Source organism: Afipia massiliensis (genome assembly GCF_001006325.2).
GTDB lineage: Bacteria > Pseudomonadota > Alphaproteobacteria > Rhizobiales > Xanthobacteraceae > Afipia > Afipia massiliensis_A.
In genome coordinates this window covers 511,339-533,021 of record NZ_LBIA02000001.1, presented here as the reverse complement: position 1 = coordinate 533,021, position 21,683 = coordinate 511,339, and the positions used below count along the sequence as shown (strand labels likewise).

The following is a 21,683-nucleotide window of genomic DNA, read 5'->3' as shown; positions in this document are numbered from 1 at the left end:
CCTAACGGCGGCCGCGCACGCGCAATCCCGGTGCGGGCCGCTCCTGCAATACTTCGCGGCGGAAGCGAAACAGCGCCGCCGGCCGTCCGCCGGTCTGGGTCGACATCTCGCCGGTGGGTTCGACCAGCGCGCCGGCCTCCACCAGCCGGCGGAAATTCTGCTTGTGCAAATGACGCCCCGAGATCGCCTCAACGGTCCGCTGCAAGTCAGTTAGTGTGAACTCCGGCGGCAGAAGTTCAAACACCACCGGACGATATTTCAGCTTGGCGCGCAGCCGCGCGATGGCGGTGGCCAGAATCCTGCGGTGATCGAAGCGCATCGGCGCGCCGAGCGCAGGCATGGCCTTGCGCGCCAGTGCCGCGGGCCGCTCGTCGCGCCGCGATTCCTCGATCAGTCCGGCCTCGTAAAGCAGCTCATAGCGGTCGAGCACGCGCTCTTCGTCCCACTGCGCACCGTGGGTGCCGAAACAAAGCCGCACGCGGTCGCCGCGCGCCAGCGCGCGCTCGGTATCAGGCTTTTCCTGCGCGGCCCAGGTCTCAAGCGCGGGAATGATTTCTTTCTCGATGATTGCGGGGCGCGCATCGCGCCAGTCTTCCCACGGAAAGTAGCGGTACCACGGCTTGAACGTCGCGCCCGCCACCTGCGGCTTCGAGGTGTTGTCCGCGGCGCGTGTCAGCGCCAGATAACCGACCGATGCAACATGCGCGTCGGTGTCGCCGCGCTGGGCGTGGCGGCCGCGATCGCCGAACGTATAAAGCTGCTCGACATAGCCGAGGCGCAGGCCGGTCTGTTCTTCCACCCACGCGCGCAGGCCGATTTCCAGCGTGCGATGCGCCACCGCGTCGAACGGGCCGAACGGCAGGCCTTCCAGCGCCTCGCCGTCGTTGCCGGATGCGGTCAGGATCGACGGTTCGTTGCCGTCGATCGACACGATGGCGGCGGTCAAACCGATCTCGATTGGCGTGAGAATTTTATCGGTCATCGCGCAAAAGCCCCGTCATTGCGAGGAGCGCAGCGACGAAGCAATCCAGTCTTTTTCGTTGCTCTGGATTGCTTCGCTTTGCTCGCAATGACGGATCTCATTCGAGATCCACGCGGAACGGGCGACCCTCGATGGTCATGTTGCCCGGACCCATCGCATCGAGCGCGCGAACCATGCGCCCGTCGCGTCCCAGCACCTCGTCCGCCAGCGTGACGATCAGGCGGTTGGGATACGCGCTCGGCGATGCGGCGCGGATCTGCCGGGCGATGGAGGTCTCGTCGCGATTTGGATTGAGCGCGCAGGCCGCCATGAACGCGCTGGCGGTGGAGCGGCTGATCCCGGCGTAACAGTGAATGACCATGGGTGCTGTGCGGTCCCACTTGCGGATGAAGGCCAGCGCCTGCTCGACATGGGCGTGCGACGGCGCGACGAAACCCAGCGCGGGCTCGTTGATGTCGTCCATCTGGATGCGCAGGTGATTGGCTTCCAGCACCGACACCGGACGCACCACCTGCGCGACATTGGCCATCACGGTGAGGATATGTTGCGCGCCGGTGGCTTCGACGGTGGCGGGCAGGGCGGCAAGCGAGCAGACGTGAATCATGGCGATCCTTGTGTTGGCCGCCATTATAGCCCGGGCTTGCAGCTCCGCCATCACCGGATGAGCGGTCGCCTCCGGAACCGGAGGGCAATGTGTCCCGGCAACCGCCGGGACACAGCGACGCCGTCAGGATTTGACCAGTTCGACGCGCCGGTTCTTGGCGCGCCCTTCATCGGTGTCGTTGGTGGTCACAGGCTTGTCGGGGCCATAGCCAGCGGCGTTCAGCCGCTTGGCATCGATCCCTTGCGCCGCAAGGGCGGAGACAACGCTGCCGGCGCGACTGCCCGACAGTTTCACATTGTAATCGCGGCCCCCGATATTGTCGGTGTGGCCGCCGATCTCGAGCTTGAGCGCGGGATTGTCCTTCAGCAGCTTGACGACCTGCTCGATGATGGGTGCGGCGTCGGGCTTCAGCGCCGCCTTGTTGAAATCGAAATTGATGTAGAGGGAGACGCGGCCATCCTTGTCGAGCGCGGTCTTCAGCGCGCTCGCCGTGGGCGGCTGGACGCTGGACTGGAACGGCTTTTCCTCGATCGCGGTGAGTTCGATCAGGCTTTCTTCGGCGTAGACGCTGACCCAGATCGACTGTCCCTTGTCCTCAAGGCGCATGACAATGAGGTTGGGTTCGGAAAACACGACCTGTCCGCCTGCCGCGAGAAACGTGGCCTTGTAGTTTTCCTGGACTTCAAGAGGGCTCGCGCCCTCCCGCGGATTGGCTGCCCGGTAGGCGACGGAATGCCTCGCGCCTGCGACCTGTACCTCGCGCGTATCGTCGCCGTCGTGAATCTTGAAGGCCACCTTGTCGAAGTTGCGCTTCACCGGCGGATCGGCGACAAATTTCGGCATGCGGCCGGCGAGCCGGTAGTCACTGCCCGACGGCGGCAGCAGCGACGGCTTGAACGCGGCCTTGTCGACAACCGTGACCTCGATCAGGCGCTCCTCGTTGTAGACCGCGACCCAGGTTTCCTGCGCGCCCTTCACGATTTTTCCCGTCATGTTGTGCTCGTCCGCAAACAGGATCTGGCCGCCCAGCTTCTTGACCTGCTCGCGGTAGTTGGTCTGGATTTCAATGTCGCTCATCGCCTGGGCGTCGTCCTTGAGCCGGTAGGCCTGGAAACATTTCTTTCCGGCCACCGAAATGTTTTCGGTTTCCTCGCCGCGCTTCACCTTGAAATCGGATGTGTTGTGATTGTGCAGTGTCGGCTTCGGTTCGCCGATGTAATTCGGAAGGCTTCCGATCGGAGGGCAATCTGCGGCTTTTGCCGCGCCCGTCGTGCTCAACCCCAATATCGCTAAAAGAAAAACAATTTTATCAATCCGCAGGTTCATTCCAGTCTCCATTTTTCGGAGCTAGAACCTAGCCTCAAGGATTGTTGCTGAACAAGGTCTTGAATCGCGCGAGAAACTGCTTTTCCGCCCGCCCGGCGGACCATGGGGTCACGTAATCCTTTTCGGTGGCGGCGGGCAGCTTCGGATCGCGGCCGAACAGGCGCCGGGCTTCGGCCTGCGCGAAGCCCGCCAGATGCGTCGCCTCCAGATACGCCGCGCCCATGTCGGCGGCCTTGATCTGCCGTTCGATCTCGGCCGAGAGCACGGCGGGCAGCCCGAAGCGGATATGGATCGCGGACAGCAGCCGCTTCTCGACCACCTTGTAGGAGCCGCCGATCACCGCTTTGAACGGCGAGATCATGTCGCCGATGACGTATTCCGGCGCGTCGTGCAGCATCGCCGCCAACCGCACGCGATGATCGACGCGCGGCGTCTGCTGGCGCAGCACGGCTTCGACCAGCAGCGTGTGCTGCGCCACCGAGAAGATATGCGCGCCGTGGGTCTGCCCGTTCCAGCGCGCGACTCGCGCGAGACCATGAGCGATGTCCTCGACTTCGATGTCGAGCGGCGAGGGATCGAGCAGATCGAGGCGGCGGCCCGACAGCATGCGCTGCCAGGCGCGGGGAGATGGCTTGTGCGGTGCTGTTTTCTTGGCGGTCATGCAGGGATAAGAATCGATTGTTTGTGCGAAGCGTGCGGGACGATTTGATAGCATCAAACCGCGAGCCGGGCATCGCAGAAACGGAACTTCAAGGTGTAGATTGCGTTTGAATCAGGCCCCGTCCACACAGGTCATTCGCATGGCAGCGACCCCGCAAGATCCACCCCGCCGCAAGCGGCTGCTGAGCTTCAAGACCGCACTCACGCCGATTTATCTGCTGGCGCTGGTCAATGCGATCGTGTGCTGGACGTTGAGCTGGGTATTCTGGGACCGGTTCGAGTTTTCCGCGACGCTGTTCGGGCTCGGATGTTTCCCGATTGTGGTCGCGGTCTGCGCCTATCTCTATCTGCTGACCAAGAAGGTCGAACGCAAATAGCGCATCAGCGCCGCTTCGGCTTCTTCATTTTTCCGCACTTGTCATGGCAGTGGCAGGTCACGAGATGATCGTTGACCATGCCGGTGGCCTGCATGAAGGCGTACACGATGGTCGGGCCCACGAACTTGAAGCCGCGGCCGATCAACTCCTTGGACATTGTCGTCGAAAGCGGGGTTGCGGCAGGCACCGACGCCGTGGTCTTGAAATTGTTGACCTTGGGCTTGCCGTCGACGAAGTCCCACAGGAACGCCGAGAACCCGGGACCTTCTTCCATGATCTTCAGATAGGCCTTGGCGCTGTTGACCGTACCCTCGATCTTGGCGCGGTTGCGCACGATGCCGGCGTCATTCATCAGCGCGGCGACTTTCTTGTCGCTGTAGCGTGCGATTTTCGCCGGCTCGAATTCATCGAATGCCTTTCGGAAATTGTCGCGCTTGCGCAGGATCGTGATCCACGACAGACCGGCCTGAAATCCGTCGAGGATCAGTTTTTCGAACAGCGCGCGGTCGTCGTATTCCGGAACGCCCCATTCATTGTCGTGATAGGCCATGTAGAGCGGGTCTTCGCCCGGCCACGGGCAGCGCACCAACCCGTCGTCGTGCAGGCGCACGCTTTTCATGCCGAGGCCTTCTTCGGCGCGGCCTTCACGTCATCAGGCGAAACAAGACTGATCGGGAGGCCGCCCGCAGTCAGCGCCAGTCCGGCGTCGAGTGCATCGGAGACGCGGTCGGTGCGCAGCAGCGCGAGGCCAAGGCCGTTGGCGGACGAGCCCATGGTGCCGACCGGCTTGTCACCGGCGGTGACCGGCAGGCCGATTTCCGGCACCGAGCCGTCGAGGCGCACGCGGATGGTGCGCGTCCGTGCGGTGCCGCGATGCTCCATGCGCGACACGACCTCCTGGCCGACATAGCAGCCCTTGTCGAAATCGACGCCGTGCAGGCGATCCATGTTGGTTTCGTGCGGGAAGGCGTCGCTGTAGATGAAATCGACGCCGCCGCGCGGGATGCCGCAGGCGATGCGGTGCGTCTCGTAGGCGTCGCTCTCGTCGACCTCCGCACCGATGGCGGCCGCCGTCTCGTCCACCAGATCGTCGGGCACGAAGATGCGCCACCCGAGCTGCGGATCGCGCGGGTCTTCGAACGCGAGGTCGGGCGTCATCGCGGGCGTGCCGCCCCATGCGGCCATCACGCCGAGCTGCGACGACAGGTTATCGACGGTGACCTTCGCGCGCAGCTTGTAGAAGCCGAGGCGGTCGGTCAGCGCCTGTGCGAGCACCAGCGGACAATCGAACACGAAGCCGCCGCCATGGGCCTCCGGCGCTTCGGTGACGAGAAAGTCCACGATGATCTTGCCCTGCGGCGTCAGCAGCGCGCCGAACCGGCCGATGCCGGGGCGCACCAGTTCCACATTGGTGGTCAGGAGGCCGTCGAGGAATGCCCTCGCATCTTCGCCGCTCACTTTGACGACGCCGCGATCCGGCAGAAACGCTGCTTTCATAAAGTTTTCTCAGGATTCTCAAGTTCTTTGGGAAAATTCGCCCGTTGGTTGTTACACCGCAACGTAAGGCGCTAAGGTGCGGACAACAAGGCCCGCGCGGCCCTGCGCAGACAGCATTGGATGCGCAGAATCACCCCAACACCAGACGAGTTTCGAGCATTGGCCCAGACATTTGATGTGATCCTGAAATCCGGCACCGTGGTCAACCAGGACGGCGAGGGGGTCCGGGATATCGGCATTTCCGGCGGGCGAATCGCGGAAATCGGGTCGCTCGGGGGCGCCAGCGCGGGTGAAGTAATCGACTGCAAGGGCCTGCACATCCTGCCCGGCGTGATGGACACGCAGGTGCATTTCCGCGAACCCGGCCTGACTCACAAGGAAGATCTGGAGACCGGATCGCGCAGTGCGGTTCTGGGCGGCGTCACCGCCGTGTTCGAGATGCCGAACACCAATCCGCTGACCGTGACCGAGGAAACCTTCACCGCCAAAGTGAAGGCCGGGCAGCACCGGATGCATTGCGATTTCGCGTTCTTCATCGGCGGCACCCGCGAGAACGTCAATCATCTGCCCGATCTCGAACGCGCGCCGGGCTGCGCGGGCGTGAAGGTGTTCATCGGATCAAGCACCGGCTCGCTGCTGGTGGAAGACGACGACAGCCTGCGCCGCATTTTCAAGGTGATCCGTCGCCGCGCCGCATTTCATGCCGAGGACGAATACCGTCTCAACGACCGCAAGCATCTGCGCATCGAGGGCGATCCACGCTCGCATCCGGTCTGGCGCGACGAGGACGCGGCATTGATCGCGACACAGCGTCTGGTGACGCTGGCGCGCGAGACGGGAAAGCGCATTCATGTTCTGCACATCTCGACCAAGCAGGAAATCGAATATCTGCGCGGCCACAAGGACGTCGCCTCCTGCGAGGCAACGCCGCACCACCTCACGCTCGCAGGCCCCGAGGCCTACGAGCGGCTCGGCACCCGCGCGCAGATGAATCCGCCGGTGCGCGACGCCAGCCACCGCGACGGCATCTGGCGCGGCATCGAGCAGGGCATCATCGACGTGCTCGGCTCAGACCATGCGCCGCATACGCTGGAAGAGAAGGACAAGGTCTATCCCGCGTCGCCGTCCGGCATGACCGGCGTTCAGACGCTGGTGCCGATCATGCTGGATCATGTGAACGCCGGGAAGCTGTCGCTGGCGCGCTTTGTCGATCTCACCAGCGCCGGCCCGGCGCGGCTGTTTAATATTGCCTGCAAGGGCCGCATCGCGGCGGGTTACGACGCGGACTTCACCGTCGTGGACATGAAGCGCGAGGAAACCATCACCAACAAGTGGGTCGCCTCGCGCGCAGGCTGGACGCCGTATGACGGCGTGAAGGTCAAGGGCTGGCCGGTGGGCACCTTTGTGCGCGGCAGGCGCGTGATGTGGCAGGGCGAACTCGCGACCCCATCGACCGGCGAGACCGTGCGGTTTCTGGAAACGCTGAAGGCGTGATCTGAAGAGTTGCCCGAGGAATGCCCCGGCAGCGATGCCGGGGTTTTTATTTGGCGATATCCATCAGCATGGATCGCAAGCCGCCTCAGTCGACCTCGTCGGTCCAGACCTTGAAGCTGACCAGCGTGTTCGGCCCGAATGTCTGCGTGATCGGAACGTCGGATGCATCGCGGCCCTGCGCGATCAGCACGCGACCGATCCGCGGCACATTGTTGCGTGGATCGAACATTTGCCAGCGGCCGCCGATATAGGCCTCGAACCAGCCGGCAAAATCCCCCACCCACGGCTTCGGTGTGCCGATGTCGCTGAGATAGCCCGTGCAGTATCGCGCCGGAATATTCATGCAGCGGCAGAACGTGACGGCAAGATGCGCGTAGTCGCGGCAGACGCCCTTGCCCTCGTGATAAACTTCATACGCGGTCATGGTCGCCCGCGCGTGTTCGTAGCCAAACTTGATATGGTTATGAACGACATCGCAGATCGCCTGCACGCGCGCCCAGCCCGGCGGCGTCTTCTCGAACAGCTTCCACGCGATATCCGACAGGCGATCCGTTTCGCAGTACCGGCTGCCCAGCAAATAAACCAGCGTATCCGGCGGCAGATCCTCCACCGCATGCTGGACGGCCGACGTGACAATGACATCAGGCAGCCCGCTGTCGCGGACCATGCCATCGGCGTACAGGCGCATCCTGCCCGGCGGCGCGACCATGCGGCTGCACCAGTTGCCGAACATATCGCGATAGGGAAAAATTGGAACCGAAGGCGTGGTGGTGAGGTAATCGGGCGTGATCACATCCGATGCGCGCGTGAAGTGCGTACCCAGCACCATGATCATCGGCGTGGCCTGCGGAAAATCGTAGATCATCTCGTAGCCGACGCGAATCCTGATACCGGTCACGTGTTTCCAATCATGTGCGGGGATATGACCTCGGCAGTATTGCCGCGGCCTTTGATGCCGCTACTTGAGCGCGATCACCGGCTCCTGCAGCGAACTTATCGGGATATTGACGTCGCAGACGAGGCCGGTTGGTTCAAAGATCAATCGTGCTTCGCCTTGGAGCTGGCCGGGCAAGGCTTGCTCGATGAAGCGGCTGCCAAAACTTTTTGTTTTTGGTTCAATGACGATGGGACCGCCGCTTTCGCGCCATTCAAGCTTGAAGCGCTCCGCCTCGACATCGACCGACCATGTGATTGAGACGCGGCCTCCGGGCACCGACAGCGCGCCGTATTTCAGCGCGTTGGTGCTGAGTTCATGGATCACCATCGACAATCCGACCGCGGGTCCCGACGACACGGCGATGTTCTCGCCGGTGATCGTGAACTGCGCCAGCCCTTCGGTCTGGAACGCGAGAATCGCGTTTTCGATCAGCGTCCGGCAACCCGCGCCGGTCCAGCTCTCGCGAATGAGAAGATCGTGGGAAATCCCCAGTGCAGCCAGGCGGCTGGCGATGGTCTTCTCCGCCGCCTCGATGCTGGTCGCGCCGCGCAGGCTTTGCGAGGCGATCGCCGAGGCAATCGCCAGCATGTTCTTGACCCTGTGATGAAGCTCCCCGATCAGGACGGTCTGGAGCTTTGCGGCGACAACATGGGCGTGGGCTTCGACACCTGCCTGAATGAGCAACTGCCGAAGCTGGTCGTTTTCGTTCTCGACGTCACGCAGCGGCGCGAGATATCTCACAGGACTCATGGATCATCCCTATGTTGCGGCCGCGCCTCACGACTTGCGCTTTGGAGCGGGCGGAGCTGGTGGTCTCAATTCAGCGATCTTGCGAAGCGCGTCCTCATGGGTGTCGTGCGGACCGGTGACGAAAGTGCCGCTCATCTTCGTAGTGTACCATCCCGAAACGACGCCAAGCCGCAGTGCCTCCTCCGCCTTGACGTGTCGCGATGAGAGCTCTTTCGTTGTCATATCAAGCATGCATAATTCTCCCGTTCCCGCCGAACGTCTCAATGAAGTTTCAGGATCAATCGTTCGCGGAAAACAATCGAGGCGGAAAACGTAGTCAGCTTTCGCTGTCGAGCCTCGCGAAGTCCTTGAGGACCGAGGCAACGAGATCCCGGTGGTGCGAGTCCTGCGCACCCAGCGTCGCGTAATAAAGATTCAGGACATAACGCGCCTTTGCGGCCGCTTCGGGCCAGGACGTCACTGGCGCATCGAGCAGCTCTCTCTCGATCTGGAGCTGCCGCTCGCGCAAGACGGCTGCATGAGCCTCGGCGTCAGCGAGAATCCGCCGCAGCCCTGTCGCTTTTTGCGCGGCCATGCCACGACGGGAATCGAGTTCGACGGGATCGTCAGACATTTGAGGCCACCGCGTCGTGATGCTGCGCGTCCGCGAGATCGATCGAACTGATCGTCAGCATTTCCATCGAGTGATGATGCGGCGGTGCGCCCGGCACCATGATCATGGTGGCGATGCGCCGGAAACTCGGAAAGGAAAGACCTTCGATCATTTCCTCGTCGGTGACCACTTCGTAGGCGCCAGCCGGAAGCTGGCGTTCAATACCCTTGATGCGCGCCGGATGCTTGAAGATGACCGTCTCCCGCCGCGTTCTCATGGTCATGAGAGACGCTGCGCGGTAACGTAATGGTTGTGCATGAGTTGACTGTGCGCCTTTGTGGCGCGGATAGCCATCGGTTTATTACACGAGAATCGCGGCAATTCGCGCGAATAAGGCAGACGCTGTTCCTCGCGAATTCCTGAAACACTTCGTGATGGGGATACGAATCCCCGTGCTCTGAAGCACTCTTATGTTCGGCACGTCCTGTTCGTGAGGGGCGCTTCTCGAGGGCGCTTTGAAGCGGAGCAGGATGCGGCGCCTGCGCGCGTGTCTCGCACACACGTCGTCCGGGAGGCTGGGGTCACCGTCCGGGCCAACTACGTGGCTCTGCCGTTCGCGGCTGGACGAGGCGAGGATGAAGGCGGCGAAAGCCGGCCGGATCAGGACGTGAAAGCGTCCGTCCTCACCCGGAAGTACGGTCCCTTCGCCCAAAATCGCCGCAATGGAGCGCCGCAAGGCGACGCGCTTCCGGAGGTTCATCGCCTCGCAAGCGATGCCGGAAGCGAAACGATACCAAGGTGCGCCTCGCGGCGCTCCATGCCCCTCGCTCTTGGGGCGGAACTAAAGCTCAACTCGCGCGATCAAGCGCGAGATCGATGCCGCGTGGCTGTTTGCTGTTTGAAAACTGAATCGGGAGTCGGAATGACGCGGGATGCTTCCATGCATTCAATCGTCATCACCGGGCTTGACCCGGTGATCCACGTCTTGCTTGCGGAATCAACTGAAGGCGTGGATGGCCGGGTCAAGCCCGGCCATGACGAACCCGAGCGTGATGCGCGATGTAGCCACATCCACGATGTCGTCCCCGCGAAGGCGGGGACCCATAACCACTAAACATCATGGTGGCGACGAAAAGAGTTGTCCGCTATCGCGGCAACATTGATGACTCAGGGAGTATGGGTCCCCGCCTGCGCGGGGACGACCGGAGAGAGATCACGCGCGCCGTCTCAACACACGCGATGCGTCATCACCGGGCTTGACCCGGTGATCCATCACTCATTGAAAATGCTTCTCTTAAAAGATGGATGGCCGGGTCATAGGCGAGCGGAAGCGACGCCGTTCTTCGAACGGCTATGCCCGGCCATGACAAATTGTGGGAAAGAGCGCGTACCGGAAATTACTGCCGGAATTCCACCACCGAGAATTCGCCGCTGCGGATGCGGCCGGCGAGGCCCTCGACGAACTTGGCCACCGGGTCTTCGCCATAGGTGCTGACGAGCTCGGCGAACGCGGCGAACAGGCTCGCTTGCGCGAGGCAATCGCCGTCGACGCCGTCGTGACGCGCTTCCGCCCATGCTTCGTTGAGATAATTCAGCGCAGCCCGCTTCTGATCCTGATCGGGCGAAAGGCCGTGAGCGGACGTCCAAGGGTAAGTATGCGACATGAAATCAATTGCCTGTGGAACGCGTCCGGCGGACTGCACGGTTGAAACTGCACAAGGAATAGCATGCAGGGCGCGGCCCGCGAGCCGGTTCTTTAGGAAAGGTTAACGGCGCGAACGCAAGTTATCCCGTTATTTCCTGCATTTTCTTGCCGCGGCCGAAACGTCATCCACCGGAAAATGTCAGTTGGCGTAACGCGCGGTCAGGTCACGCGAGATTTTCGAGCCTTCTTCGAGATAACGGCGAATCGCGACATTCGCGGCCGGGGTGCAGGAGCGGTAGGTCTGCTGGAACCCGTTATAGCCACGGTTGAAGCTTGCGATCATGCGGTTGCGCCGTTCGCCGGAGGGCGTCTCGGCATCGACCAGCGCCTGCATTTCGGCGCGCCACTTCTGGCCTTCATTGGTGCCGCAGATTCCGCGCAGGTAATGCAGGGTGCCGAGGATTTCAGCGAGCCTCTGCAGGTCGCCGTCGAACGGCGCAGCCGCGTCCTGGGCCCGGACCGGAACCGGACCGGCCATTGCCGCCAAAAGGAAAATCGCGAAAATCCGCTTCAGCATGAAGGCCGCCATATGCCCGTTCAACGGGCCGGAAGCAAGGCAAGGGCCCGCTTTACAGGCCCATCATGGCGGATGCCGCCCGGATGGTCTCGTCCAGACCTTGGGTGACCCGCAGGCCGTCGACCGCGGTGGAGGGCGAAAGCCAGCGGGCGTCGTCCAGTTCGTCGTTGAGCGCGACCTCGTTGGCGACCCAGCGGGCGGCGAACGGCAGGATGACGAAATGGCCGTGGCCACCGGTCCGGGCGGGAAGCGCCTCGCGGTAGCCGACGAGGCCCACGATCTCGATCACGAGGCCGGTTTCCTCGCGGATTTCGCGGGTCAGCGCCTCGGTCAGGCTTTCGCCGAACTCCACCCGGCCGCCGGGAAAGGTGTAGACGCCCTTGGCCGGTTCGCGGGCGCGGCGAACCAGCAGGATCTTGCCGTCGCGGAAAATGCCGGCGCTGACGGCGAGTCGGGGGCCGGTATGCGAGAGGTCGGTCACGGTCAGCGGTTCATGATCTGGTCGACGTCGTCGGCGTCGCTGCTGCCGCCATTGATCATGGCGCCTGCCAGCGTGACCAGCGGCTTGACCCAGCCTGCGGCCTGCTCGGCAAGGATGGTGCGGGTCTCGGTATGTCTCGCCTGGCGCATGGCCGCACCCACCGAGGTCAGGATCGAGGTCATCGTCGTGGTGATGTTGTCGAACTCGGTGCGAAGGGCGGGGTCGCTCGAATCATAGGCGCTGATGGCGAGGTCCCGGGCCTTGAAATTCGAGGCCGCGAAATGCTCGCGATAGCTCATGGGCTCCCAGCCGAGGAAATCGTCGATGCATTCGGGGATGTCGGGGACCATTTCAAGCAGCATAATCGCCTCGTTGAAATGATTCAGGTAATCGGTCGCCAGCCCGGTGCGGGGGTTGATGTTGGCCTCAAGCAGGCGCTGGGCGCGTGCGGCCGCGTCGTCGGTGGGGGGCATTTCTTGCAGGGCTGAATTCGACATCGTGGTGGATGTTTGAGCATCTGAAGTTAAAGGTGGCTGAACAAGTTTTACTTCTGTGTCATTTTCCACCGCAGATGACGTATTTCGAGTCTTTTTATGTGCGGGCGATACGTAATTGCATCTAGTCCTGAAGCGCTTCGGCGCCTGTTCGGCTATTCCGAGCATCCCAATTATCCACCGCGGTATAACGTTGCTCCGACCCAGCCGGTGCCGGTGGTCATGCTCGAAAATGGCACGCGTCATTTTCAATTGATGCGCTGGGGTTTCCTGCCGTCGTGGGTGAAAGATCCCCGCACGTTCGCGCTCGTTATCAATGCGCGCGCCGAAACGGTTCTGGAAAAACCCTCGTTCCGCAATGCCATCAGGCGGCGGCGGTGTCTTCTTCCGGCGGATGGATATTACGAGTGGCAGGCGACGCCGGCGCGCAAGCGTCCGTTTTTCATTCGCCGCCGCGACGGCGAGCCGGTCGCCTTTGCCGGCGTTGCCGAAACCTGGACCGGCCCGAACGGTGAGGAAGTCGACACCGTCGCTATCGTCACCGCCGCGTCAGGCCCGGAAATGGCATCGCTGCATGACCGCGTTCCGGTGACGATCGATCCGCCGGACTTCGATCGCTGGCTCGACGGCAGCATGACCGAGGCGGAAGATGCGATGACCATGCTGGTCGCTCCGCCGCGGGGAACATTTGTCTGGCACGAGGTTTCCACGGCGGTCAATCGCGTAGCCAACGACAGTGCGGATCTCATTTTGCCGTGCAGCGAAGAGGACATCGCCATCGCCGAGGCTGCGAGCCGCAAGCAACCCAGGGAGTCGCAAAGAAAGATCAAGGTCTCTGCGCCCGAGGACAACGGGCAGGGCTCTTTGTTTTAGGAAAAGGCTCTTTGTTTTAGGAAAAGGCTCTTTGTTTTAGGAGAGCCTCGTTCTAGGCGCGATGCTGCAATCTCACGGTGTCATCGGGCGGCCATCGAGCCACTTTGCAAAGACAACGCGCTCCTGCTGATCGTAATCGAGCGTTTCGTAAAATGCCTGCACGCGGGTGTTGTCCGCGCGCACGAGCAGTTGAAGCTTCTCGATGCTGCGTTCGCGCAACCAGTCTTCGGCGGCCGCCATGATTGCGCGCCCGTATCCCTTATTGTGCTGATCGGGATCCACGGCGACATAATAGACCCAGCCACGGTGTCCGTCGTGGCCGACCATGACGGTTGCGACGATGGCGTTTCCGTCACGGCCCACCAGCACGGCTGAACTCGGCCCTTGCTGCGCGCGGGCAATGTCGGCGCGCGGTTCGTTCCATGGCCGCGTCAGTTCGCAGCGCTCCCATAACGCGACAATGGAAGGAATGTCGGCGTCCTCCGCCGCTGCGACCGCCAAATTGCTTTTTGGAGCCGGTGAATCGGTCACAGCACCTTGCCCGGATTCATAATGTTATGCGGATCGAGCAGGTTTTTGATCGATCGCATGATGTCGAGGGCGACCGGGTCCTTCACGTGCGGAAGCTCATCGCGCTTCAGCACGCCGATGCCGTGTTCGGCGGAAATCGATCCGCCGAGCTTTGCGACGACGGCGTGCACCGCGTCGTTCATGTCGTGCCACCGTGCCAGATACGCTGCCGTGTCGGCGCCGATCGGCTGGCTGACGTTGTAGTGGATGTTGCCGTCGCCGAGGTGGCCGAACGCGAACGGACGCGCGCCGGGGATTAGTTTCAGCACGGCGGCATCGGCCTCGCGCAGAAACTCGGGAACAGCGGCGACCGGCACGGACACGTCGTGCTTGATCGATCCGCCTTCGGGCTTCTGTGCCGGCGAAATCACTTCGCGCAGCTTCCAGAATGCCGCGCGCTGATCGAGGTTGGCGGCAATCACAGCATCGTTGACGATGCCGTCTTCCATGCCTCTGGTCAGGATCGCTTCGATGGTGTCGCGGGCGTCGTCGCGCGGCGAGGAGATTTCCATCAGCACATACCAAGGATGCTGGCCGGCCAATGGCGCGCGAATGGACGGACCGTGCCTGACCACGAAATCGATGGCGATCTGCGGGATCAATTCGAAACTGGTCAGGCTTCCCGCCGCGATGTTGCGGGATATGTCCAGCAGGGTGAGCGCATCGGCGGGGGAGACGATGCCGGCGAATGCAGTTTCGACCGAATGCGGTTTCGGGAACATCTTCAGCGTCGCCGCGGTGATGAAGCCGAGCGTGCCTTCCGCACCGATGAAGAGATCGCGCAGATCGTAACCGGTGTTGTCCTTCTTCAGGCTCGACAGGCCGTGCATGATGCGCCCGTCGGCGAGCACGACTTCAAGTCCGAGCACGAGATCGCGCGCGACGCCGTAAGCCAGCGCGGCGATGCCGCCCGCGTTGGTGGAGAGATTGCCGCCTATGGTGCAACTGCCTTCCGCGCCCAGCGACAGCGGGAACAGCCGGTCGGCGTCAGTTGCACGCTGCTGCGCGTTGGCGAGGATCACGCCGGCCTCGACGGTCATCGTATTGGACTGCGTGTCGATCGCGCGAATCTTGTCGAGCCGGCGCGTCGAGACCACGACTTCGCCGTTGTGCGGCGTTTGCCCGCCGACCAGCCCGGTGTTGCCGCCTTGTGGCACCAAAGCGGTTTTCGTCTCGGTCGCGAGCTTGCAGATCGCCGCAACCTCCGCCGTCGAGCCGGGCCGGAGCACGAGCGGCGAGTGGCCCTGAAACAGACCGCGCTCCTCGGTGAGGTAGGGTGCAGCTTCGTGCGGATCGGTCACCGCGTATTTGGCGCCGACAATCGCCGCGAAGCGGGCCAGTAACTCAGGTGAGAGAACGGACGGCGGTGGCTGCACGATATTCATGATTCATGTTCTTTTCTTTGCTTCTTGCCGAAATCCTGGCGCGATCAGTTTCGCGGAACGGCGGCGCGTTGCAACCGATCGTTGATGGCTTCGCCGAGGCCGTCATGCGGAACCGGCATCACCGCGATCGCGCGAGAACCGCCCGCGTCGAGTTCGCGAAGATAGCTGAAAAGATTCGCAGCAGCTTCCACCAGATCGCCGGCTTCCGACAAATTCATGACGCTGGCGCGCTCGGAGCCGGGGATGATGTGCGGCCCGAATGCCAGCAGCGCTTCGCCGGCTTCCAGTTCGCGCGCATTGAGCCGAACCGGCGTGCGCGGCGCATAATGCGAGGCCAGCATGCCCGGCGACAGCGGTTGCGCGTCGGTCGTGCCGGCTTCTTCCGGCATTCGCGCGAGCTTCTCGCCCAGCACCTGCTCGATGTCCTCGCGGGGAAGCCCGCCGGGACGCAGCAGCAGGGGTGTTTCAAAACAGCCGACGATGGTGGATTCGACACCGACCGACACCGGCCCGCCGTCCACGATCAGATCGATGCGCCCGGCGAGATCGCCCATGACGTGCGCCGCCGTCGTGGGCGAGACGTGCCCGGAGATGTTGGCCGATGGCGCAACCACCGGTTTTCCGAAGGCACGCAGAATGTCGCGTGCTGCCGGATGGGCCGGAATGCGCACGGCGATGGTCTCAAGTCCGGCGGTGGCAAGATCCGACACCGGGCAGCCGGACGCCTTGGGCAAGACCAGCGTCAGCGGCCCCGGCCAGAATGTTTCCGCGAGCCGGAGGCTTTTGTCGTCGAAACGCGCGATCTCCCGTGCGGCCTTCAAATCGCTGACATGGGCGATCAGCGGATTGAAGGAGGGCCGGCCCTTCGCCTCGTAAAGCCGGGCGACCGCGCGGGCATTGGTGGCATCGGCGCCAAGGCCGTAGACGGTTTCGGTCGGGAACGCGACAAGTCCGCCGCCCTCGAGGCAGCGCGCGGCGGTGCCCGCTGCTCCATCCGCCGGGATCATTGCCGTATTCAGACCGAGTTTCATCGCATGAGCCGCGCCATGGGTGGCCTTTCTGGAGGGGTTTGCCCCCTTATACAGCTTCTTGCGGTCTGCGAGAGCCGACGCTATACCGGCGCCCATGTCGGAGTGTGGCTCAGCCCGGTAGAGCACTGCGTTCGGGACGCAGGGGTCGCAGGTTCAAATCCTGCCACTCCGACCATAACTCCCCGAAAATCCAGCTATTTTCCCTTTCGCGCCGCCAGGGTCCGCTGCCGGTTGTGCGGTCGACGGGACACGCCTCAGCGGCCGCCGACCCGGGTCCAGTTTTCACCGCCGCAAATCGCGCCGACGCATCCTTCGATGCGGAGTGTCCTCGGCCCCGTCAGCAAAACCTTGCTGTCGTACACCTTGCCGTCATCGCCATTGTAGATGTGGCCAGCCCATGTGCCGGGCCCGCTCGGAACCATGCTGAGAAAAAGCTGCACACCGATCATGGGACGCGACGCCAGCGCGGGATCTGGATTCTTGTCGTCGGTCTGCGGCCTGCCGGTTGCGGGGTCGATCGCCTCGCGCAGCCACGCGACCTTGCCACAGAGCGCGCGCCCGCACTGGGTGACCTGGATACGGGCATCGCCCTTCTCCGTGAGCCAAAGGCCAAGAGGGGATCCTTCGTCGGCATTGGCGGCGCTCAAACCGCTCAAAAATACCAGCGCCAAAATGAGATTCAATTTTGAATTCATGACCAGCTTCTTCTTGTGGTGCCCCGAGTCCCCGCGCGAACCTATACAGGCGGAGTCGTTATTCAAGCCACGGAGCGATTCGGGTGAGCGTGTTTTTAATGATTGTCACTTCGCGGTCACCATCGGGCAGCGTTCCGCGCGGACTTGTCGCACAATCATGCGGCACCCTCTGCACTCTCGGCCGCCAACATGTTCAAATTCAAGGCCAGAGGTAAAAGCTGCGGCAAACTGCTCTCAGCCGAGAACCCGGATCGCGTAAAATGCGCCATGGATATTGCTTTCATGGCGGTCTTTGGTCCTTATACACAGGCTTGATTCAGGCATTTTTGACGCTGCCGAGCCGGCCGAGGGCATGCACGAACTTATTCGCGATATTACCTTTTCGATCCTGTTTGCCTGGGTGCTTGGCCTAGCCGCGCATTTTTTCCGGCAACCTCTGATCCTCGCCTATCTGGTCGGTGGCTTCATCATCGGCCCGTTCGGCATGGGCTGGGTGAAGTCCGAGGAATCGATCCGCACGATTTCCGAGCTTGGCCTGATCTTCATGCTGTTCATGATCGGGCTGGAAATCGACCTGAAAAAGATCATCCGGGCCGGCCGCGTGATCCTGTTCGCCGCGGGCGGGCAATTGATCGGCGCCTGCGTGCTCGGTCTCGCGTTCTTCCTTGCCATCGGCCTGTCGCTGGGGGGCGGCAAGTTCGATGCGCTGTATCTGACGGTTGCCTGCGCTCTCTCGAGCACGGTCATCATCGTCAAGGTTCTCTACGAAAAGCGTGAGCTCGATACGCTGCCGGGGCGCATCACGCTCGGCGTCCTGGTTATTCAGGACATCTTCGCGATCCTGTTCCTTGCGGTCCAGCCGAGCCTCGGTGACCTCCAGATCAGCATCGTCCTGATGTCGATCGGCCGGGTCGGCCTGCTGGTTGCGACGGCGATGATCCTCAGCCGCTTTGTGCTGCCCAGGATATTTCACCAGATTGCGCGGAGCCCGGAACTCGTCATGCTCGGGGCGCTGGCCTGGTGCTTCCTGATCGGTGAAATCGCGGAGCGACTTCATCTGTCGCGGGAGATGGGGTCGCTCGTGGCGGGCGTGTCGCTCTCGACATTCCCTTACGCGCTCGACGTCACGGCTAAAGTCACCACGCTGCGGGACTTCTTCATTACGCTGTTTTTCGTGGCCCTCGGCATGACGATCCCGATCCCGAGTTCGTCGACGATCGGGTTGGCTCTCGTTATCGCGGCGTTTACGGTGATCAGCCGGGCGGTGACGACGTTCCTGCCGCTCTACTTCATGAAGCAGGGGCTTCGCGCCAGCCTGTTGCCGGCGTTGAACCTCTCGCAGATCAGCGAATTCTCGCTGGTCGTGATTCAGACCGGCATCCTCGCCGGGCACATCACGCAGGAGACATCCAACGCGGCGTCATTCGCGTTCGTGATCCTCGCAGTTCTGTCGACCTTTGTGATCATGCGCAGCGACCCGATTACCCGATGGGCCATCGGAGCGATGAAGCGAATAGGGTTTCGCGATCTCGACCAGACACAAGCTGCCGATGAGGATCACGAGGGAGGCCACGGCGCAGCCAGACGCATCGTCATTCTCGGCTTTTTTCGTGCGGCGAGCGCGCTGGTCAGCGAGATCGAACGGCAGAACAAATCCCTGCTCGATCAGATCAGCGTGGTCGACTTCAATCCGAATGTGTTTCGCACACTGACCGCGCGCGGCATTCACGTTATCTATGGCGATATCAGCAATATCGACACCTTGCTGCATGCCGGTGTCGGCAACGCCGAGATCATCATTCTCAGCGTGCCGGATTCGCTGCTGAAGGGCGCCAACAACGAAAAGCTGGTCCGCCATGTTCGTTCGATGAATCCGGACGCGAAAATCATATCGACGGCGGATTTGTTGGTCGATGTAGCGGATATTTACGCCGCCGGCGCGGATTACGTGACGGTGACCCGCATCACGGACGCGGAGGAACTTTACAAGGTCATCGACGCCGCCGACCAGGGCCTGCTGCAGGAGAAGCGCGCCGAGATGGACGGTCTTTTGGCCGAGCGCAAAGAAGTCTTGCCCTGATACCTGTTGCCGGGGGGCTGTCGGAGCGCGTTTCGCCATGCGAAAGCCTTCCCGTTTAAAACTGCGAAAATCCGGTGTCCTGCGCGCAAATCCGGACCTTGCTCTGATTGAGCGAGGGCATATCTCTCATTCATGCGGGTCAAACGCCTACGGATGACGGCCATGTGGACGGGACAGTTGCGCGCGCCCGCGCCCTGCGCCATACGATCAGCACCTTTTTGAGAGCGAGCACGTTATGGCCCATCCTATCCCTGAAGTTCTGAAGGCGTTTGCAGCGGGTGAAATCGTCGTGGTCACCGACGACGACGACCGCGAAGGCGAGGGCGATCTGATCGTCGCCGCGACCTTGTGTACAGCGGAGAAGATGGCCTTCATCATCCGCCACACCTCAGGCATCGTCTGCGCACCGATCACGGCGGATAACGCTCGCCGCCTGCGGCTCGATCCGATGGTCGCCCATAACGACTCCAATCACACCACCGCCTTCACGGTGTCGATCGACTACAAGCCCGGCATGACCACCGGCATTTCGGCCGAGGAGCGCACTGTCTGTTGCCGCGCGCTGGCCAATCCCAATGCGGGCGCCAGCGACTTCGCGCGCCCCGGCCATATCTTTCCGTTGATCGCGCGCGATGGCGGTGTGCTGCTGCGCGCGGGTCATACCGAAGCCGCGGTCGATCTCTGCAAGCTGTGCGACCTGCCGCCGGTCGGCGTCATCAGCGAACTGATGAACGATGACGGCACGGTGATGAAGGGTGAGCAGGTCGTGAAGTTCGCGGCCCAGCACAACCTCAAGCATGTCACTATCGCTGACATGATCTCGTACCGGCAGGCGCGCGAGAAGCTGATCGAGCGGGTCTCGACCTTCACCGTCGATAGCCCGATCGGTCAACTCGACGGCTATGCTTACCGCTCGCCGTTCGATCCGATTTATCACGTCGCGTTCGTCTACAAGGGCGTCGGCAACGGCCAGAACGTGCTGGCGCGTTTCCACAAGCCGAACATCGTCAAGGATATCTTCTTTGGGTCGGGCCGCGTCCTCGCCGCGCTCGAACATTTCAAGAAAAACGGCAGCGGTGTGCTGGTCTATCTGCGCGACGGTGCCGCAGGTGTGCCGGTCGCGCCGATTCCTGAAGATCATTCGGCGGAAGCGGATCGCCACCGGCAATGGCGCGAAGTCGGCGTCGGCGCGCAAATTCTGCGCGATCTCGGCGTGACATCGATCCGGCATCTCACGTCATCGACGCACGATTACAAAGGCCTCTCGGGATTTGGCATCGAAATCGTCGCCAACGAGCCGTTTGAAGGCTGATCGTCACGCGCGCGCGGAACTGGTTTTGCGCTTGCAACCTGACGCCGACGATTTATCGTGATTTCTCAACAGCAGATGTAAGCTGAAAGGATACTGTCATGAGTGCCCGTCCGCAGACCAAGGACAAGCCCGCCAAGGCGACATTCCAGTGGGACGATCCGTTCCTGCTCGACGATCAGTTGACCGAGGACGAGCGCATGATCCGCGACACCGCGCGGGCCTACGCTCAGGACAAGCTGCTGCCGCGCGTGACGCAGGCGTATCTTGAAGAGAAGACCGATCGCGAAATCTTCAACGAGATGGGCGAACTCGGCCTGATCGGCGTCACGCTGCCAGAAGAGTACGGCTGCGCCAACGCAAGCTACGTCGCCTATGGCCTGGTCGCGCGCGAGATCGAGCGGGTCGATTCCGGCTATCGCTCGATGAACAGCGTGCAGTCGTCGCTGGTGATGTATCCGATCTATGCCTACGGCGACGAGAGCCAGCGCAAGAAGTATCTGCCCAAGCTCGCCACCGGCGAGTGGGTCGGCTGCTTCGGCCTGACCGAGCCCGATGCCGGTTCGGATCCGGATGGCATGAAGACTCGCGCCGAGAAGGTCGCCGACGGCTATCGTCTGACCGGCTCGAAGATGTGGATTTCCAATGCGCCGATCGCCGACGTGTTCGTGGTGTGGGCGAAGTCCACCGCGCACGACAACAAGGTCCGAGGCTTCATCCTCGAGAAGGGTATGAAGGGCCTGTCCGCGCCGAAGATCGGCGGCAAGCTGAGCTTGCGCGCCTCGATCACCGGCGAAGTCGTGATGGACGGCGTCGTCGTTCCGGAAAGCGCGCTGCTGCCGAACGTGTCGGGTCTGGCGGGTCCCTTCGGCTGCCTCAACCGCGCCCGCTACGGTATTTCATGGGGTGCGATGGGCGCGGCGGAAGACTGCTTCGCCCGCGCGCGGCAGTACACGCTCGACCGCAAGCAGTTCAACCGTCCGCTGGCCGCGACCCAGCTCGTGCAGAAGAAGCTCGCCGACATGGAAACCGAGATCGCACTCGGCCTGCAGGGTTCGCTGCGACTCGGCCGCCTGATGGACGACGGCAGGATGGCCCCCGAGATGATCTCGATCATGAAGCGCAACAACTGCGGCAAGGCGCTGGACATTGCGCGCATGGCCCGCGACATGCACGGCGGCAACGGCATCTCGAGCGAGTATCACGTGATGCGTCACGCGCAGAACCTGGAAACCGTGAATACCTATGAGGGCACCCACGACGTCCACGCCCTCATCCTCGGCCGCGCCATCACCGGCATTCAGGCGTTTTCTTAAGAACGCCT

Annotated in this window: 26 protein-coding genes and 1 tRNA gene; 8 read left to right on the top strand and 19 right to left on the bottom strand. The window is 62.3% G+C overall.

What is annotated here, in order from left to right; genetic code table 11:
- Position 1 precedes the first annotated feature (1 nt).
- The 4 genes from YH63_RS02410 to YH63_RS02395 all read right to left on the bottom strand — a co-directional run bounded on the left by YH63_RS02410 (position 2) and on the right by YH63_RS02395 (position 3,573).
- A complete protein-coding gene (locus YH63_RS02410) occupies positions 2–982 on the bottom strand; it encodes an NUDIX hydrolase (RefSeq protein ID WP_046828986.1) in 981 nt (326 codons plus the stop codon).
- 97 nt (positions 983–1,079) lie between these two features.
- Positions 1,080–1,586 (bottom strand): tyrosine phosphatase family protein, encoded by a 507-nt coding sequence (locus YH63_RS02405; RefSeq protein ID WP_046828987.1) that lies wholly within the window; start codon positions 1,584–1,586, stop codon positions 1,080–1,082.
- Positions 1,587–1,709: 123 nt separating this feature from the next.
- A complete protein-coding gene (locus tag YH63_RS02400; protein WP_052753873.1) occupies positions 1,710–2,864 on the bottom strand; it encodes an OmpA family protein in 1,155 nt (384 codons plus the stop codon).
- Positions 2,865–2,946: 82 nt separating this feature from the next.
- Positions 2,947–3,573 (bottom strand): YfbR-like 5'-deoxynucleotidase, encoded by a 627-nt coding sequence (locus YH63_RS02395; protein ID WP_046828988.1) that lies wholly within the window; start codon positions 3,571–3,573, stop codon positions 2,947–2,949.
- Between the two features lie 139 nt (positions 3,574–3,712).
- On the opposite strand from YH63_RS02395, the gene YH63_RS02390 reads away from it, so the two are divergent.
- On the top strand, positions 3,713–3,949 hold the full coding sequence (locus YH63_RS02390; protein ID WP_046828989.1) for a hypothetical protein: 237 nt from the start codon (positions 3,713–3,715) through the stop codon (positions 3,947–3,949).
- A gap of 4 nt (positions 3,950–3,953) precedes the next feature.
- On the opposite strand, the gene YH63_RS02385 is transcribed toward YH63_RS02390, so the two are convergent.
- Both YH63_RS02385 and YH63_RS02380 read right to left on the bottom strand, forming a co-directional pair.
- Complete coding sequence (locus tag YH63_RS02385; RefSeq protein WP_046828990.1) at positions 3,954–4,568, bottom strand: DNA-3-methyladenine glycosylase I; 615 nt, start codon at positions 4,566–4,568, stop codon at positions 3,954–3,956.
- On the bottom strand, positions 4,565–5,446 hold the full coding sequence (locus tag YH63_RS02380; protein WP_046828991.1) for a YgfZ/GcvT domain-containing protein: 882 nt from the start codon (positions 5,444–5,446) through the stop codon (positions 4,565–4,567). Before YH63_RS02380 ends, YH63_RS02385 begins: the two co-directional genes overlap by 4 nt.
- A gap of 159 nt (positions 5,447–5,605) precedes the next feature.
- Here YH63_RS02380 and YH63_RS02375 point away from each other — a divergent pair, with 159 nt between their 5' ends.
- Complete coding sequence (locus YH63_RS02375; protein ID WP_046828992.1) at positions 5,606–6,940, top strand: dihydroorotase; 1,335 nt, start codon at positions 5,606–5,608, stop codon at positions 6,938–6,940.
- An 85-nt stretch (positions 6,941–7,025) separates the two neighbouring features.
- On the opposite strand, the gene YH63_RS02370 is transcribed toward YH63_RS02375, so the two are convergent.
- The 5 genes from YH63_RS02370 to YH63_RS02350 all read right to left on the bottom strand — a co-directional run bounded on the left by YH63_RS02370 (position 7,026) and on the right by YH63_RS02350 (position 9,502).
- A complete protein-coding gene (locus YH63_RS02370; protein WP_137325278.1) occupies positions 7,026–7,829 on the bottom strand; it encodes a transglutaminase-like domain-containing protein in 804 nt (267 codons plus the stop codon).
- A gap of 69 nt (positions 7,830–7,898) precedes the next feature.
- A complete protein-coding gene (locus YH63_RS02365; RefSeq protein ID WP_046828994.1) occupies positions 7,899–8,627 on the bottom strand; it encodes a sensor histidine kinase in 729 nt (242 codons plus the stop codon).
- A 27-nt stretch (positions 8,628–8,654) separates the two neighbouring features.
- Positions 8,655–8,858, bottom strand: a complete 204-nt coding sequence (locus tag YH63_RS02360; protein ID WP_046828995.1) for a hypothetical protein — start codon at positions 8,856–8,858, stop codon at positions 8,655–8,657.
- Between the two features lie 85 nt (positions 8,859–8,943).
- A complete protein-coding gene (locus YH63_RS02355; protein WP_046828996.1) occupies positions 8,944–9,240 on the bottom strand; it encodes a hypothetical protein in 297 nt (98 codons plus the stop codon).
- Entirely contained in the window at positions 9,233–9,502 is a 270-nt protein-coding gene (locus YH63_RS02350; protein ID WP_046828997.1) for a hypothetical protein, read from the bottom strand. The genes YH63_RS02355 and YH63_RS02350 overlap by 8 nt, the downstream gene beginning before the upstream one ends.
- Positions 9,503–10,159: 657 nt before the next feature.
- Here YH63_RS02350 and YH63_RS02340 point away from each other — a divergent pair.
- Positions 10,160–10,333, top strand: a complete 174-nt coding sequence (locus YH63_RS02340; protein WP_170978636.1) for a hypothetical protein — start codon at positions 10,160–10,162, stop codon at positions 10,331–10,333.
- A 283-nt stretch (positions 10,334–10,616) separates the two neighbouring features.
- Here YH63_RS02340 and YH63_RS02335 read toward each other — a convergent pair whose 3' ends face one another.
- From YH63_RS02335 to YH63_RS02320, 4 genes are all read right to left on the bottom strand, one after another.
- Entirely contained in the window at positions 10,617–10,883 is a 267-nt protein-coding gene (locus YH63_RS02335) for a hypothetical protein (RefSeq protein ID WP_046829000.1), read from the bottom strand.
- 180 nt (positions 10,884–11,063) lie between these two features.
- A complete protein-coding gene (locus YH63_RS02330) occupies positions 11,064–11,441 on the bottom strand; it encodes a TIGR02301 family protein (protein ID WP_046829814.1) in 378 nt (125 codons plus the stop codon).
- A gap of 52 nt (positions 11,442–11,493) precedes the next feature.
- On the bottom strand, positions 11,494–11,922 hold the full coding sequence (locus YH63_RS02325) for an NUDIX hydrolase (RefSeq protein WP_046829001.1): 429 nt from the start codon (positions 11,920–11,922) through the stop codon (positions 11,494–11,496).
- Between the two features lie 2 nt (positions 11,923–11,924).
- Entirely contained in the window at positions 11,925–12,419 is a 495-nt protein-coding gene (locus tag YH63_RS02320; protein WP_046829002.1) for a hypothetical protein, read from the bottom strand.
- A 96-nt stretch (positions 12,420–12,515) separates the two neighbouring features.
- Between YH63_RS02320 and YH63_RS02315 the strand changes: the two genes are divergently transcribed.
- Positions 12,516–13,289 carry an SOS response-associated peptidase gene (locus YH63_RS02315; protein WP_046829003.1) on the top strand — a complete coding sequence of 258 codons (774 nt, stop codon included), beginning with the start codon at positions 12,516–12,518 and terminating at the stop codon, positions 13,287–13,289.
- 72 nt (positions 13,290–13,361) lie between these two features.
- On the opposite strand, the gene YH63_RS02310 is transcribed toward YH63_RS02315, so the two are convergent.
- The 3 genes from YH63_RS02310 to YH63_RS02300 are packed head-to-tail and all read right to left on the bottom strand — an operon-like array spanning position 13,362 to position 16,275.
- Entirely contained in the window at positions 13,362–13,820 is a 459-nt protein-coding gene (locus tag YH63_RS02310; RefSeq protein WP_046829004.1) for a GNAT family acetyltransferase, read from the bottom strand.
- Positions 13,817–15,244 carry an FAD-binding oxidoreductase gene (locus YH63_RS02305; RefSeq protein ID WP_046829005.1) on the bottom strand — a complete coding sequence of 476 codons (1,428 nt, stop codon included), beginning with the start codon at positions 15,242–15,244 and terminating at the stop codon, positions 13,817–13,819. Before YH63_RS02305 ends, YH63_RS02310 begins: the two co-directional genes overlap by 4 nt.
- A 44-nt stretch (positions 15,245–15,288) precedes the next feature.
- Positions 15,289–16,275 (bottom strand): L-threonylcarbamoyladenylate synthase, encoded by a 987-nt coding sequence (locus tag YH63_RS02300; RefSeq protein WP_046829006.1) that lies wholly within the window; start codon positions 16,273–16,275, stop codon positions 15,289–15,291.
- A 98-nt stretch (positions 16,276–16,373) separates the two neighbouring features.
- On the opposite strand from YH63_RS02300, the gene YH63_RS02295 reads away from it, so the two are divergent.
- Positions 16,374–16,450, top strand: a tRNA-Pro gene (locus YH63_RS02295).
- Between the two features lie 79 nt (positions 16,451–16,529).
- Here the strand turns inward: YH63_RS02295 and YH63_RS02290 are convergent.
- Complete coding sequence (locus YH63_RS02290; protein ID WP_046829007.1) at positions 16,530–16,970, bottom strand: DUF2147 domain-containing protein; 441 nt, start codon at positions 16,968–16,970, stop codon at positions 16,530–16,532.
- A 352-nt stretch (positions 16,971–17,322) separates the two neighbouring features.
- Here YH63_RS02290 and YH63_RS02285 point away from each other — a divergent pair, with 352 nt between their 5' ends.
- From YH63_RS02285 to YH63_RS02275, 3 genes are all read left to right on the top strand, one after another.
- Positions 17,323–19,050, top strand: coding sequence for a cation:proton antiporter (locus tag YH63_RS02285; protein WP_046829008.1), 1,728 nt, complete (start codon positions 17,323–17,325; stop codon positions 19,048–19,050).
- A gap of 235 nt (positions 19,051–19,285) precedes the next feature.
- A complete protein-coding gene (gene ribB, locus YH63_RS02280) occupies positions 19,286–20,362 on the top strand; it encodes a 3,4-dihydroxy-2-butanone-4-phosphate synthase (RefSeq protein ID WP_046829009.1) in 1,077 nt (358 codons plus the stop codon).
- Between the two features lie 98 nt (positions 20,363–20,460).
- Positions 20,461–21,675 carry an acyl-CoA dehydrogenase gene (locus YH63_RS02275; RefSeq protein ID WP_046829010.1) on the top strand — a complete coding sequence of 405 codons (1,215 nt, stop codon included), beginning with the start codon at positions 20,461–20,463 and terminating at the stop codon, positions 21,673–21,675.
- Positions 21,676–21,683 lie beyond the last annotated feature (8 nt).

Excerpts from the sequence above, each read along its gene's own strand:
- YH63_RS02355 (WP_046828996.1), bottom strand. The coding sequence starts at position 9,240 with ATGTCTGACGATCCCGTCGAACTCGATTCCCGTCGTGGCATGGCCGCG.
- YH63_RS02290 (WP_046829007.1), bottom strand. The coding sequence starts at position 16,970 with ATGAATTCAAAATTGAATCTCATTTTGGCGCTGGTATTTTTGAGCGGT.
- YH63_RS02315 (WP_046829003.1), top strand. The coding sequence starts at position 12,516 with ATGTGCGGGCGATACGTAATTGCATCTAGTCCTGAAGCGCTTCGGCGC.
- YH63_RS02340 (WP_170978636.1), top strand. The coding sequence starts at position 10,160 with ATGCATTCAATCGTCATCACCGGGCTTGACCCGGTGATCCACGTCTTG.
- YH63_RS02395 (WP_046828988.1), bottom strand. The coding sequence starts at position 3,573 with ATGACCGCCAAGAAAACAGCACCGCACAAGCCATCTCCCCGCGCCTGG.
- YH63_RS02275 (WP_046829010.1), top strand. The coding sequence starts at position 20,461 with ATGAGTGCCCGTCCGCAGACCAAGGACAAGCCCGCCAAGGCGACATTC.
- YH63_RS02360 (WP_046828995.1), bottom strand. The coding sequence starts at position 8,858 with ATGCTTGATATGACAACGAAAGAGCTCTCATCGCGACACGTCAAGGCG.
- YH63_RS02305 (WP_046829005.1), bottom strand. The coding sequence starts at position 15,244 with ATGAATATCGTGCAGCCACCGCCGTCCGTTCTCTCACCTGAGTTACTG.
- YH63_RS02405 (WP_046828987.1), bottom strand. The coding sequence starts at position 1,586 with ATGATTCACGTCTGCTCGCTTGCCGCCCTGCCCGCCACCGTCGAAGCC.
- YH63_RS02390 (WP_046828989.1), top strand. The coding sequence starts at position 3,713 with ATGGCAGCGACCCCGCAAGATCCACCCCGCCGCAAGCGGCTGCTGAGC.
- YH63_RS02380 (WP_046828991.1), bottom strand. The coding sequence starts at position 5,446 with ATGAAAGCAGCGTTTCTGCCGGATCGCGGCGTCGTCAAAGTGAGCGGC.
- YH63_RS02335 (WP_046829000.1), bottom strand. The coding sequence starts at position 10,883 with ATGTCGCATACTTACCCTTGGACGTCCGCTCACGGCCTTTCGCCCGAT.
- YH63_RS02330 (WP_046829814.1), bottom strand. The coding sequence starts at position 11,441 with ATGCTGAAGCGGATTTTCGCGATTTTCCTTTTGGCGGCAATGGCCGGT.
- YH63_RS02365 (WP_046828994.1), bottom strand. The coding sequence starts at position 8,627 with ATGAGTCCTGTGAGATATCTCGCGCCGCTGCGTGACGTCGAGAACGAA.
- YH63_RS02350 (WP_046828997.1), bottom strand. The coding sequence starts at position 9,502 with ATGACCATGAGAACGCGGCGGGAGACGGTCATCTTCAAGCATCCGGCG.
- YH63_RS02320 (WP_046829002.1), bottom strand. The coding sequence starts at position 12,419 with ATGTCGAATTCAGCCCTGCAAGAAATGCCCCCCACCGACGACGCGGCC.
- YH63_RS02385 (WP_046828990.1), bottom strand. The coding sequence starts at position 4,568 with ATGAAAAGCGTGCGCCTGCACGACGACGGGTTGGTGCGCTGCCCGTGG.
- ribB (WP_046829009.1), top strand. The coding sequence starts at position 19,286 with ATGGCCCATCCTATCCCTGAAGTTCTGAAGGCGTTTGCAGCGGGTGAA.
- YH63_RS02285 (WP_046829008.1), top strand. The coding sequence starts at position 17,323 with ATGCACGAACTTATTCGCGATATTACCTTTTCGATCCTGTTTGCCTGG.
- YH63_RS02410 (WP_046828986.1), bottom strand. The coding sequence starts at position 982 with ATGACCGATAAAATTCTCACGCCAATCGAGATCGGTTTGACCGCCGCC.
- YH63_RS02300 (WP_046829006.1), bottom strand. The coding sequence starts at position 16,275 with ATGAAACTCGGTCTGAATACGGCAATGATCCCGGCGGATGGAGCAGCG.